General features: G+C 34.5%; 11 protein-coding genes. 9 read left to right on the forward strand and 2 right to left on the reverse strand.

The genetic code is table 11. From position 1 onward, the window contains the following. Positions 1-367 precede the first annotated feature (367 nt). Positions 368-1,240: a family 16 glycosylhydrolase gene (locus AC2DGP_RS12905; RefSeq protein WP_484490472.1), complete on the reverse strand. Its 873-nt coding sequence runs from the start codon at positions 1,238-1,240 to the stop codon at positions 368-370. Between the two features lie 201 nt (positions 1,241-1,441). On the opposite strand from AC2DGP_RS12905, the gene AC2DGP_RS12910 reads away from it, so the two are divergent. Continuing rightward, on the forward strand, positions 1,442-1,786 hold the full coding sequence (locus AC2DGP_RS12910; RefSeq protein ID WP_484490473.1) for a c-type cytochrome: 345 nt from the start codon (positions 1,442-1,444) through the stop codon (positions 1,784-1,786). 35 nt (positions 1,787-1,821) lie between these two features. On the opposite strand, the gene AC2DGP_RS12915 is transcribed toward AC2DGP_RS12910, so the two are convergent. Continuing rightward, a complete protein-coding gene (locus AC2DGP_RS12915; RefSeq protein WP_484490474.1) occupies positions 1,822-2,163 on the reverse strand; it encodes a hypothetical protein in 342 nt (113 codons plus the stop codon). A 486-nt stretch (positions 2,164-2,649) separates the two neighbouring features. On the opposite strand from AC2DGP_RS12915, the gene AC2DGP_RS12920 reads away from it, so the two are divergent. The 8 genes from AC2DGP_RS12920 to AC2DGP_RS12955 are packed head-to-tail and all read left to right on the forward strand — an operon-like array spanning position 2,650 to position 13,809. Further along, positions 2,650-3,834 carry a c-type cytochrome gene (locus tag AC2DGP_RS12920; protein WP_484490475.1) on the forward strand — a complete coding sequence of 395 codons (1,185 nt, stop codon included), beginning with the start codon at positions 2,650-2,652 and terminating at the stop codon, positions 3,832-3,834. Between the two features lie 35 nt (positions 3,835-3,869). Then, the gene (locus tag AC2DGP_RS12925) at positions 3,870-6,938 is read left to right on the forward strand and encodes a TAT-variant-translocated molybdopterin oxidoreductase (protein ID WP_484490476.1); all 3,069 of its coding nucleotides are present in this window, start codon (positions 3,870-3,872) and stop codon (positions 6,936-6,938) included. 31 nt (positions 6,939-6,969) lie between these two features. Continuing rightward, positions 6,970-8,367, forward strand: a complete 1,398-nt coding sequence (gene nrfD / locus AC2DGP_RS12930) for an NrfD/PsrC family molybdoenzyme membrane anchor subunit (protein WP_484490477.1) — start codon at positions 6,970-6,972, stop codon at positions 8,365-8,367. After that, a complete protein-coding gene (locus AC2DGP_RS12935) occupies positions 8,360-8,884 on the forward strand; it encodes a DUF3341 domain-containing protein (RefSeq protein ID WP_484490478.1) in 525 nt (174 codons plus the stop codon). The genes nrfD and AC2DGP_RS12935 overlap by 8 nt, the downstream gene beginning before the upstream one ends. 4 nt (positions 8,885-8,888) lie before the next feature. Continuing rightward, positions 8,889-9,443, forward strand: coding sequence for a c-type cytochrome (locus AC2DGP_RS12940; RefSeq protein ID WP_484490479.1), 555 nt, complete (start codon positions 8,889-8,891; stop codon positions 9,441-9,443). Between the two features lie 28 nt (positions 9,444-9,471). Continuing rightward, the gene (locus tag AC2DGP_RS12945) at positions 9,472-10,893 is read left to right on the forward strand and encodes a histidine-rich protein (protein ID WP_484490480.1); all 1,422 of its coding nucleotides are present in this window, start codon (positions 9,472-9,474) and stop codon (positions 10,891-10,893) included. Between the two features lie 37 nt (positions 10,894-10,930). Beyond that, positions 10,931-11,998 (forward strand): cytochrome c oxidase subunit II, encoded by a 1,068-nt coding sequence (locus tag AC2DGP_RS12950; RefSeq protein WP_484490481.1) that lies wholly within the window; start codon positions 10,931-10,933, stop codon positions 11,996-11,998. Positions 11,999-12,057: 59 nt separating this feature from the next. After that, positions 12,058-13,809, forward strand: a complete 1,752-nt coding sequence (locus AC2DGP_RS12955) for a cytochrome c oxidase subunit I (RefSeq protein ID WP_484490482.1) — start codon at positions 12,058-12,060, stop codon at positions 13,807-13,809. The last annotated feature ends 44 nt before the right edge of the window (positions 13,810-13,853 follow it).

Consider the following 13,853-nt stretch of genomic DNA (forward strand, 5'->3'; position numbering starts at 1 on the left):
TTTCTAATCTTATATAATAAGTCTGATTCAAATGAATCAGGCTTTTTTGTTTTTCAAAGGATTGTAATAAGAGGAACCTCTAGAGAATTACGAGCTGCCTATTGCTATGATAGCTACTTGGGAAATTGTAGAGAGTCAAATGATTTTCTTTTTATATAAAGTCATAATAATACCAATTAGAAATAATAATTATTCATCTTGAAATATCATTGTGATAAGAATACCTAATGTCTTCTATTTGTGGGATAGGAGTATTATTCGTTTCTGCTCTTATAGTAGTGATTTTGCCATGAAATATAGCTCATAGATAATCATAAAAAAACCTGATTCATTTGAATCAGGTTTTTTTATCATATTAGTTTTTTGATTACTTTAATCTCCAAACTCTAACCCAGTCATAAGAAGTTGTTCTTTCTTCTTCGGTACCGGTCATCCCACCATCTGCTGGTACAGGATTCCAATCATAAGTTTCTACCACCATTCTGATATGCATATTGATATCAAAATCTGCTGCTGGTGTAACTTTTTCTGTTAATACTCCATCTAAATAAAACCAAACTTCGGTTTCACTTTTCCACCATGCTCCATAAACATGATAGTCATCGTAAACCATACCTTCATTTAAATCGGTGTTGGTTCCTTTAATTCCTTTTACATAATCACAACCCTCAGGGATATTTCTGCTGTGGGTATTTGAGTGCATAGATCGGTCAAAATGTTGTGCCCATTTACCTGTGGTGTTAATTTCACCAACACATTCTTGGATATCCAACTCTATAGTTCTTTTATTGCATCCTGATTCATTACGTCCCTCATTTATCAGCCAAAATGTAGAAGACATAAAAGTTTTGTTTGCTTTCATTCTAGCTTCATAGTATCCGAATTTAGAAGGGGCTACAGAACCTACATATCCACCACCATGTGTAAAGGTCTTTTTGTTTTTAACAATTGGATTGGGTAATGTATAGGCAGTTATTTTCAAAGACCCATCTTCTACTTTTATATTGTCTTGCATAAATAGTCCAGGAGGTCTTCCGATCCATCCACCACCGGTAACCCATTTGCTTTTGTTTAATGAAGAACCTTTAAATTCGTCCGATAAATTTTTAACAAGTTTCCATTTTTTGTCTGTTGGTTTTGGGTCATTTCCTTTTTTAAAGGTTGGTGCCTTTTGTGCAGATAGAATGGTAGTGATTGCAAAAACACTGAAAGTTAAAATTGTTTTAATTGATTTTTTCATTGTATAAGATTTTATATTTCTAAAATACTTGTTTCCTATGATTCACATAATGAGGAATGGTTTTATTTAAACGACAGATGATTTTATGTAGAATGGAAATTAGGGTCAACTATTGGTTAAATTTAAGGATGTTTTTTTCGCAGAACTGAGTTGTGTCTATGAAAAAAAAATTAAATTTGAGACATAAATAATCTTTAGACTATGAGAACAATTTTATTTTTAATATGTAGTGTCGTGTTTTCTATTTCTTCATTAAGCGCTCAAACAGATGCAGCTAAGGGAAAGAAAATTTTTAATGGAAATTGTGCCGCCTGTCACAAACTTGATAAAAAGTTAATCGGCCCTGCCTTGGGGAAAATTTCTGAGAGAAGAAAAAAAGAGTGGACTGTTGAGTTTATAAAAGACAGTAAAGGACTAATGGCAAAAGGAGATAAAGATGCTATAGAGATTTATGAGAAGTATAATAAAATTCCAATGATGTCTTATTCTTATTTAAGTGATGAGGAAATTTTAAATGTGATTTATTATTTGGACCATGCTAAATAGAAAAAAAGACCATTCGTTAGAATGGTCTTTTTTTATTACAATACCCTTGCTCCAGGATATTCTTCTTTGATTTTATTCAAAACCCGATCAGCTTCAATTCGTGTTTTAAAAGAAACGGTTTGAACTTTCCATTCGGGAACTTTATAGATTCTCTTTATTTCTATTTCAGGAAATATTTCTTTGAACTCTTCCATCTTTTGCAAAGCCATTTTTTCATTGCCGTTGTATAATTGAATGCAAAATCCTTGTTTTGCCTGTTTATTGTAAGCTCTCTTTTTTACTAAAAGAGTTTGTAAACTAGCTTCTGTTGATGTTTGAGATACACCTATAAATGGTAAACTCAATAAACTAACAATAAATAAAATTCTATTTTTCATAAAGCGTCTTATATATTGCAAAAATATAGTTTTGATTTTTATCTTAATGTATGATAGTGTTAATTTATAAATATTTTCTTTGATTATTAAGGTGATTGGGTTGAATAACTGTAATAATGAAAGCGTTTTTAGTTAAGAATTGATTTATATCATGTCATCTAATTTCATGAAAAATTCGGATAAATTCCTTGTAGTTGAGTATATTATATAAGGCTATTTTCAGATATTTTATTGCAGAGTATAATTGAGTGGAAAGCGTTGAAAATGAAGACGCTTAAACGATTTCGATAGGTTTAATATATTGGAACCTATAAGTTTAGATAACTTTATTATTTAGAATTACTATAAATTAGTTCTTAGCTTCCTTTTTTAATTTACAATTTTGGTAATAAGTAGTACTTTTGCTCAAAATTTTGGGGAAATAAATTCGTATCAATAACGGATTGTTTTATCTCAAATTAAGATAGAAAATTTATATTTTTAAGTATGAAAAGTGTGAAAAAACACAGTCAAATCGGGAGATTAGTAGTTGCTAGTCTTACTTTCTTATTTCTTTTTACCTTTAGTTTATCTGCGCAAGGAGATGCAAAAGCTGGTAAAAGTTTGTTTAATGCTAATTGTGCTGCTTGTCATAAATTAGATAAAAAACTAGTAGGTCCGGCATTAGGGAAAATCTCTGAAAGAAGAGAGATGGATTGGTTAAAAGCATGGATTAAGGATAATAATGCCTTAAGAGCTTCAGGTGACGCGGATGCAATTGCGATTTATGAAGAGTATAAAGGTTCGCCTATGACTGCCTTTCCTCAGTTCGCAGATGCTGATATTGAAAACATTGTGGCTTACTTAGATGCTGATCCTGTGAAAAAAGCCGGTGCTGTTGCAGTTGCTGCTGCTCCAGTTGAAGTAAAGGAATCAGGCTCTTCTAATGTTATTTCATATGTTGTTTTCTTAGTGTTAGCGGGGTTAATTGTATATGTTTACTTTAAAAGTGATAACGGTTTCTTGAAAATTATTGCTACGATTATCTTGTTGTTCAATATTGCTTATTTTGGGTTTACGGCTTTAATGAGTATTGGAGTAGATCAAGGATATCAGCCAGTTCAGCCGATTGCATTCTCTCACAGAATACATGCTGGAGATAATAAAATAGACTGTCAATACTGTCACTCTTCTGCTAAAAATAGTAAAACTTCAGGGATTCCTTCTGTAAATGTATGTATGAACTGTCATAAGAACATTGGAGAAGTAGCTGAAGAAACTGCAACCGCTGAGCATTCTAAAGCATTCTACGATGGTGAAATTCAAAAGTTGTATAAGGCAGCTGGATGGGATTCAGAGAATCTAGAGTATACTGGTGAAACTGAGCCTATCGTATGGACTAGAATCCATAACTTACCTGATTTTGCATACTATAACCATTCTCAACACGTAACTGTTGGAGGAATCAAATGTCAGAAATGTCATGGTCCTGTTGAAGAAATGGAAGAAGTTTATCAATATTCTCCTTTAACTATGGGATGGTGTATCGACTGTCATAAAGAGACCAAAGTTAAGATGGAAGGAAATGGATACTACAAAAACATACATGAAGATTTATCTAAAAAGTATGGTGTAGAAAAAGTGACTGTCGCTCAAATGGGAGGGAAAGAATGTGGAAAATGTCACTACTAATCAATTATTAAGTTTATAAAATACCTATATATAACATGGCATCTAACAAAAAATACTGGAAAAGTGTTGAAGAACTAAACGAAAATAGTTCGATTGTTGCTAAGCTTGAAGAAAAGGAATTTGTGTCAGAGATGAGTGCAGATGAATTTTTAGGAGATAAAGAGAGTTTAGAAGAATCTTCTACTTCTCGTCGTGACTTTTTAAAATATGTTGGATTTTCAACTGCAGCTGCTTCGCTTGCTGCTTGTGAAGGTCCCGTTAGAAAATCAATTCCTTATGTTGTAAAACCGGAAGAAATCACTCCAGGTATCGCAAATTACTATGCGAGTACTATTGCTGATGGTTACGATTTTGCAAATGTTTTAGTGAAAACTAGAGAAGGAAGACCAATTCTTATCAAGCCAAACAAATTGGCAAACGGAACAACGAATGCAAGAGTACAAGCTTCTGTACTTTCTTTGTACGATAGTTTACGTTTAAAAGGACCTAAAGTAAATGGAAACGATTCTTCGTGGTCTGATGTTAATGCACAAGTTAAATCTACATTGGCTGAATTAAAAGCCTCTGGAGAAAAAGTTGTTTTATTGACGGGTACTTTAGCAAGTCCATCTACAGAGAAATTGATTGCTGATTTTACTGCTGCAAATGGAAACGTTGAGCATGTTCAGTACGATGCAATGTCTGAGTCAACTGCTTTGGATGCGTTTGAAGAAGTATACGGAAAAAGAGCATTACCTAATTATGATTTTTCTGAGGCAAAAACTATTGTTGCTATCGGTGCAGATTTCTTAGGAGATTGGCAAGGTGGTGGTTTTGAGAAAAGCTATACAGAAGGTCGAAATGTTGAGGCAGGAAAAATGTCTCGCCATATTCAGGTAGAATCAAATATGTCTTTGACAGGTTCTAATGCTGATAAAAGAATTGTAGTAAAGCCTTCAGAGCAAATATATGCTTTGATCAATTTATATAATGCTGTAACTGGTGAAAACTTAACTTCTAAAGCAACCTCTAAAGATGGTGCTGTTTTGAAAGCTGCGAAGCAATTAAAAGCTGCTGGAAAGCATGGAGTTGTTGTTACAGGAATTCAAAATAAAAATGCTCAGTTAATCGCATTGGCATTAAATCAATACTTACAAAGTGAGGTGATTGATACCGCTGCGGTAAAGTATACAAGACAAGGTTCAGACGTTGCTGTAGACTTATTAATCGCTGAGATGAATGCTGGTAAAATTGGAGCAGTTATTACTTATAATACAAATCCAGTTTACACGTTAGCAAATAGTGCTGCCTTTGTAAAAGGATTGAAAAAAGTAAAACTTTCGGTTGCTTTTGCTTCTAGCGAAGATGAAACTGCAAGTATTACACAATATGCATTGCCAACTCCTCATTATTTAGAAGCTTGGGGTGATGTTCAAATCCAAGAAGGATCTTATAGTTTGACACAACCAACTGTAAATCCATTATTTGATACGAAACAATTTCAAGATTGTTTGTTAGCTTGGTCTGGTAGTGAGCAATCTTACTACGATTATTTATCAAACGTATGGAATTCTGATATTTTAGGAGGTACTTCATGGAATCAAGCATTACATGATGGGATTTTTTCTAAGGAAGTAAGTGCATTAAAAGGAAATAGTATTGATGTAGCGAAAGCTGCAAAAGCATTAAAATCTTCTGTGCAAACAGGAGCATTTGAATTGACTTTATTTGCGTCTACTGCAATTGGTGATGGTCAACAAGCAAACAACCCTTGGTTGCAAGAGTTACCAGATCCATTAACAAGAGCATCTTGGGATAACTACTTATTGATTTCTCAAGCAGATGCTGATGCTCAAGGCTTCACAAACCCAATTAGAGATAATGGTGCTATCGACGGTCAATATGCAAATGTTACTGTAAATGGTGTTGTTGTTGAAAATGTACCAGTATTGATTCAACCTGGTCAGGCTAAAGGTTCTTTAGGTTTGGCAGTTGGATATGGGAAGACAAAAGCTATGAAATCTGAAATGCAGGTAGGTGTAAATGCTTATGCTTTATCTGCTGATAATAAAAATGTTCAGATAGCAACAATTGAAAATGTTGGAGGTACTCACAAATTTGCTTGTGAACAATTACAACACACTATTGCTGGTAGATATGAAATATTAAAAGAAGTATCTTTTAAAGATTATAGTAATACTGATTTAGATCCAAAGGAATCTTGGAATCAGGTTACTAAAGTGTCTTTAAAGCACGAAGAGGTAGAAGTAAATAGTGTAGATTTATGGGACGATCAAGATCGTAGTATAGGACATCACTTTAACCTTTCTATTGATTTAGGTTCATGTACTGGATGTGGGGCTTGTGTTGTAGCATGTCACGCTGAAAATAATGTGCCTGTAGTTGGTAAACATGAAGTACGTGTTGGTAGAGATATGCACTGGTTGCGTATCGATAGATATTATTCTTCTGAATTGGATGCGGACTCTGCAGAGAGAGAAGAAAACGTAAATTCTACTTCTGATGAAGTTGATACGTATTACGCTTTAGAAGCTCCTGCTGAAAATCCACAAGTATCTTTCCAACCTGTAATGTGTCAGCACTGTAATCATGCTCCATGTGAGACGGTTTGTCCAGTTGCTGCAACATCTCATGGTCGTCAAGGTCAAAACCAAATGGCATACAACAGATGTGTTGGTACAAGATATTGTGCAAACAACTGTCCTTATAGAGTACGTCGTTTCAACTGGTTTAAATACAACGAAAATTCTGAGTTTGATTTCAACATGAATGATGAGTACGGAAAAATGGTGTTGAATCCAGATGTTGTTGTTAGATCTAGAGGGGTGATGGAAAAATGTTCTTTCTGTATCCAATCTACGCAAGCGGTTATCTTAAATGCTAAGAAAGAAGGTAGAAAAGTTGCTCCAGGTGAATTTAACGATGCAGTAGCATGTTCTTCAGCTTGTACAACTGGTTCTTTGGTGTTTGGTGATGTAAATGAGTCTGATGACGAAATCGTTGCTAAAAAAGAGGATAAAAGAGCTTACCGTTTGTTAGAATCAATAGGAACAGACAACAATGTACTTTACCAAGTGAAGGTAAGAAACACGGAAGAAGCATAAACTAAATTAATTAAGAAACAATATATAAATTATGTCGTCTCATTACGAAGCACCTATTAGAGAACCATTAGTATTAGGGGATAAAAGTTACCACGATATTACGGTTGATATTGCTAAGCCTATTGAAGGGAAAGCAAATAAAAATTGGTACATAGCATTTACAATTTCATTAATTGCCTTTTTATGGGGTATAGGATGTATTACCTATACTATTGGAACAGGTATTGGAGTATGGGGATTGAACAAGAACATTGGATGGGCTTGGGATATTACTAACTTCGTTTGGTGGGTAGGTATTGGTCACGCCGGTACTTTGATCTCAGCAGTATTATTATTATTCCGTCAACGATGGAGAATGGCCATTAACCGTTCTGCAGAAGCGATGACTATCTTTGCGGTTTTCCAAGCAGGTTTGTTCCCGTTAATTCATATGGGACGTCCTTGGAATGGATATTGGGTATTACCTATTCCAAATCAATTTGGATCTTTATGGGTAAACTTTAACTCACCGTTACTTTGGGATGTATTTGCAATTTCTACGTATTTATCAGTTTCGTTAGTTTTCTGGTGGACAGGTTTACTTCCGGATTTTGCGATGTTGAGAGATAGAGCTGTAAAGCCTTTCCAAAAGAAAATATATGCCTTGTTAAGTTTCGGATGGTCTGGTAGAGCAAAAGATTGGCAACGTTTTGAAGAAGTTTCTTTGGTGTTAGCTGGTTTAGCAACTCCGTTAGTACTTTCAGTACATACAATTGTATCTATGGATTTTGCCACTTCTATCAACCCGGGATGGCATTCTACTATTTTTCCTCCATATTTCGTTGCTGGTGCGATCTTCTCAGGATTCGCAATGGTACAAACGTTATTAGGAATTATGAGAAAGGTAACAAACCTAGAAAACTACATTACACGTTTACACGTTGAATACATGAACTTTGTTATTATGTTAACAGGTGGTATTGTGGCTGTGGCGTATGCTTCTGAGTTCTTTATTGCTTGGTATACAGGTTCTCCTTACGAAAACTTTACTTATATGTCTGTGGGTGCAGCTACTGGTGCATATGGTTGGGCATTCTGGTCATTGATTTTATTTAATATTTTGATCCCTCAGTTATTGTGGATAAGAAAGTTTAGAAGAAGTTTTATCGCTTCATTCTTAATTTCTATTGCGATTAATATTGGAATGTGGTTTGAGCGTTTTGACATTATTGCGATTGTATTAAGTAAAGGACATTTACCATCTACATGGACTCGTTTTGAGCCTACATTTGTAGACATAGGTATTTTCATTGGAACAATAGGATTCTTTGGAGTATTATTTTTATTATATGCTAGAACATTCCCAGTAATTGCTCAGGCAGAGGTAAAATCTATTTTGAAGGTATCAGGAGAAAATTATAAAAAATTAAGAGACGGAAATCATGAGTAATAAAGTAATACACGCCTTATATAATGATGATGACATCCTGATGGATGCCGTTAAGACAGTAAAAGAAAAACACATTCATATTGAGGATGTCTTTACACCTTTCCCAGTTCATGGATTGGATAAGGCTATGGGATTGCCTCATACAAAACTGGCAATAACTGCTTTCTTATATGGATTGACTGGTTTGAGTTTTGCGATTTGGATGACTAACTATATGATGATTCAGGATTGGCCACAAGATATTGGGGGTAAACCTAACTTTAGTTGGTTTTTAAACATGCCTGCATTCGTGCCAATCATGTTTGAATTAACAGTGTTTTTCGCGGCCCATCTGATGGTAATTACATTTTACATGAGAAGTAGAATTTGGCCATTTAAAGCAGCAGAGAATCCTGATGTAAGAACTACAGATGACCATTTCTTAATGGAAATCGCTATTCATGATAATGAAGAGGAATTGACTTCTTTGTTGAATGAAACAGGTGCAGTTGAAATTAACGTAATTGAAAAGCAATAAGGAGATGAGAAATACGATCACTAAAATAGCAGCAATTTTATTTGTAGCAATCGCGTTTACTTCATGTAATGATAAAACGAAGCCTCAAGTTCAATATATGCCAGATATGTACACTTCTGTTGCTTATGAACCTTATGGTGTTAATACTGGATTTGCTAATGGAATGGATTCACAATTACCTGTGGAAGGAACTATAGCAAGAGGACAAGTACCTTATGATTATCCTAATTCTAATGAAGGATATGATGCAGCCAAGAACGAATTAAAATCTCCATTAACTGAGTACACTAAGAACAGTGAAAAAGGGAAAGCTTTGTACGGAATTTATTGCGCAGTATGTCATGGTAAAAAAGGTGACGGTCAAGGAGATTTAGTAAAGAGAGAAAAGTTTTTAGGAATACCTAATTATAAAGACAGAGATATTACAGAAGGTAGTATTTATCACGTAATTATGTACGGAAGAAACTTAATGGGATCACATGCTTCTCAATTAACAGGAGAAGAGCGTTGGCAAGTTGTGAACCATGTTCAAAAATTAAGAAACGATTTATTAAAATAATCTTTAATAAAGATTGAATTCGAATTATATGTATCAGTTTTCAGGAAAATTAAAAACAATTGCATTGGCATTAATGGTTATAGGAGCTGTGGGAGTGATCTCAGGTTTCTTAGCAACGCCTAGTTCAATTGAAGAAGTAAAAGAGCACTTGCATCATGCAGAAAATGCTCATGGTTCTCACGGTAAATCGCATCATGCAGAGGCTGATGCTCATGTAGAACATCATGCAGAAGCAACTCATGACGCTCATGGTCATGCAGAAGCGCATCATGATACTCATGGTGAAGCTCACGAAGAAGAGGCAGCACATGGAGAGGAAGATCATGGAGATAGTCACGCAGAACATGTATATCATCAATTAAAGAACAGACCTTGGGCAGCGTTTTATGTAGCTTGTTTGTTTTTCTTTGGAGTAACACTTTTAGTGTTGGCTTTCAATGCAATTCAAAGAGTTGCGCAAGCAGGTTGGTCAATTGTTCTTTTTAGAGTTATGGAAGGAATCACAGGAAATTTATTACCTGTAACCATGATTTTACTAGTAATCTTATTATTAGGATCAGCTCATGTGCATCATTTGTTTGTTTGGATGGCTCCAGGAACTGTGGATCCAACGGCAGCTAATTATGACGCCATTATTGATGGAAAAAGCTGGTGGTTGAATGTACCAGGTTGGACAATCAGATCTATTGTTTATATCGTAGGATGGAACTTATACCGTCATTTGTCTAGAAAAGCTTCTTTAGCTGAAGACAATGAAACGAATTTAGTTAGCTATAAGAAAAACTTTAAAATGTCTGTAGCGTTTTTAGGATTCTTCTTATTCACTGAATCTATGATGTCTTGGGATTGGATTATGTCTTTAGATCCACACTGGTTTAGTACGTTATTCGGATGGTATGTGTTGGCTACTTTCTTAGTATCTGCAGTTACTGTAATTGCGATGGTTACTGTTTACTTAAAATCAAAAGGACACTTAGAGTATGTAAACAATAGTCATATTCATGATTTAGCTAAATTTATGTTTGGTTTCAGTATTTTCTGGACATACTTATGGTTCTCTCAGTTTATGTTAATTTGGTATGCTGATATGCCTGAGGAAACAACTTATTTTGTACAAAGATTTGAGGAGTACAAATTGCCTTTCTTGATGATGATACCTATGAATTTCATTTTCCCAATCCTATTGTTGATCAATAGTGATTATAAGAGAATTCCAAACTTTGTTATTGGAGCTGGAGTTGTTGTATTGTTGGGTCATTATACAGATATTTTTATCATGGTAATGCCGGCGACGGTTGGAGGAGAGTGGTTCTTTGGAATCCCTGAAATCAGTGCAATATTATTCTTTTTAGGATTGTTTATATACGCTGTATTCTCAACAATTGCTAAAGCACCTTTATTAGCTAAAGGAAATCCTTTCTTACATGAAAGTGAAACTTTCCATTACTAATATATATTAAACTAATAATTATAAATAAATAGAACATATGCTAGCTTTATTTTACATCTTTTTAGCTGTTGCAGTAGCCCTAGGGATTTGGCAAGTGAATAGATTGACAAGTTACGGGAAGGTAATTTTAAGAAATGATAAAAACGAGGAAGTTACGGCGATTTCAAAATTAGAAGAAAACCCGTTAGCGACTGAAAAGGATAATGATTTACACGGAAAGTTATTCATGGTTTTCCTTATAGGTTTTTACGTTTTAATGACATATTGCTTATTCTTTTTGAATGATTTGATGTTACCAGAATCTGCTTCTTTTGAAGGAGAGAATGATGATAACTTATTTTTGATTTCTTTCGTAATGATTGGAATTGTTCAGTTTGCAACGCAAGGTTTGTTATTTTATTTCGCTTATAAATACAGAGGGATCAATAATAGAAAAGCATTGTTTTATGCTGATAGCCATAAGTTAGAGCTTATTTGGACTACAGTTCCTGCGATTGCGTTGACCTTGTTGATCGGATACGGTTTGTATACTTGGAATACTGTAATGGATTTGTCAGATGCTGAGGATCCAATTGTAATTGAAGTATATGCGCAACAGTTTAACTGGCAAGCTCGTTATGCAGGTGCAGATAATACTTTAGGTAGAGGTAATGTAAGAAACATTGAAGGAATAAATACTATGGGTATAGATATGACAGATGCAAATTCTGCTGATGATATCCCTGTAAGAGAATTGCATTTACCAAAAGGTAGAAAAGTGGTTTTTAAGTTCCGTTCTCAAGATGTTTTACATTCAGCTTATATGCCTCACTTTAGAGCTCAAATGAACTGTGTTCCTGGAATGGTAACTGAATTTGGATTTACTCCAAAATTTACAACAGAGGAAATGAGAGTTCAAGAAGAGACGGTTCGTAAAGTAGCGCGTGTAAATAAAGTAAGAAAAGAGAAAGGTGAAGATCCTTATGAGTTTGATTACTTATTGTTATGTAATAAAATTTGTGGAGCATCTCACTATAACATGCAAATGAAAATTGTTGTTGAAGAAGAGGCAGACTTTTACAGTTGGTTGAAACAACAAAAAACAATCGCAGAAGTAGTTAAATAAGGATAATTAAAGAATAAACATTTTCTTTCCCTTAGGGGATAAAAAAAATAAATTATATTATGTCAGAACATCATCATAAAGAAACTTTTGTAACTAAATACATCTTTAGTCAAGATCACAAAATGATTTCTAAGCAGTTCTTGATTACCGGTATTATTATGGGTGTAATCGGAGTTCTTATGTCTATGTTATTCCGTTTGCAAATTGCATGGCCGGAGCATTCGTTTTCAATTGTAGAAGCTTTTTTAGGACACCACCAGACGGATGGAGTAATGGATCCTGATATGTATTTAGCATTGGTAACAATTCATGGTACAATCATGGTTTTCTTTGTATTAACTGCTGGATTGAGTGGAACTTTTAGTAACCTTTTAATTCCTTTGCAAATTGGAGCACGTGATATGGCTTCTGGTTTTATGAACATGATTTCATACTGGATGTTCTTTATTTCTAGTGTAATCATGGTAATTTCATTGTTTGTTGAAGCTGGACCAGCATCAGCAGGATGGACTATATATCCTCCATTATCTGCGTTACCACAGGCTATTCCTGGATCTGGAATGGGTATGACATTATGGTTAGTTTCTATGGCAATATTCGTAGCATCGTCATTAATAGGTTCTTTGAATTATATTGTTACTATTTTAAATTTAAGAACAAAAGGAATGAAAATGACAAGATTGCCACTGACAATGTGGGCATTCTTTATTACAGCAATTATTGGTGTTGTTTCTTTCCCGGTACTGTTATCTGCAGCCTTATTATTGATTTTTGACAGAAGCTTTGGAACATCGTTCTATTTGTCTGATATTTTTATTAGTGGTGAAGTATTGCATTATCAAGGAGGTTCACCTGTATTGTTTGAACACCTTTTTTGGTTCTTAGGTCACCCAGAGGTATATATTGTATTATTACCAGCATTAGGAATTACTTCTGAAGTAATAGCAACCAATTCTCGTAAACCTATATTTGGATACCGCGCAATGATTGGATCAATTATGGCTATTGCATTTTTATCTACAATTGTATGGGGTCACCATATGTTTATTTCAGGAATGAATCCTTTCTTAGGTTCAGTATTTACATTTACTACCTTATTAATTGCGATTCCTTCTGCTGTAAAGGCTTTTAATTATATTACAACCCTATGGAAAGGTAATTTGCAAATGAATCCAGCTATGTTGTTTTCTATCGGATTGGTTTCTACGTTTATAACAGGAGGATTAACAGGGATTGTTTTAGGAGATAGTGCTTTGGATATTAATGTGCATGATACTTATTTCGTAGTAGCTCACTTCCACCTAGTAATGGGTGTGTCTGCAATTTATGGAATGTACGCTGGTGTGTATCACTGGTTCCCTAAAATGTACGGAAAGATGATGGATAAAACATTAGGATACTGGCATTTCTGGATAACTGCAATTGCGGCTTATGGAGTGTTTTTCCCAATGCATTTTATTGGATTAGCTGGATTACCACGTAGGTATTATTCAAATACTGCATTTCCATTATTTGATGATTTATCAGATGTAAATGTTGTGATTACGATTTTCGCCTTGATTGGTGGTATCGGACAAATTATTTTCTTAGTAAATTTCTTTATGAGTATTTACAAAGGTAAAACTGCAGTTCAAAACCCTTGGAAATCTACAACATTAGAGTGGACTACTCCAGTAGAAGGTATTCATGGGAACTGGCCAGGAAAAATTCCTACGGTGGAGCGTTGGGCTTACGATTACAGTAAACCTGGTCATGATGAAGATTTCGTTATGCAACATGTACCATTAAAAGATGGAGAAGAAGAATCTTAATTGATTTTAATGAATATATTAAAAGCCTTTCTTAATTAGAAAGG

The organism is Flavicella sp. IMCC45537 (genome assembly GCF_057197705.1).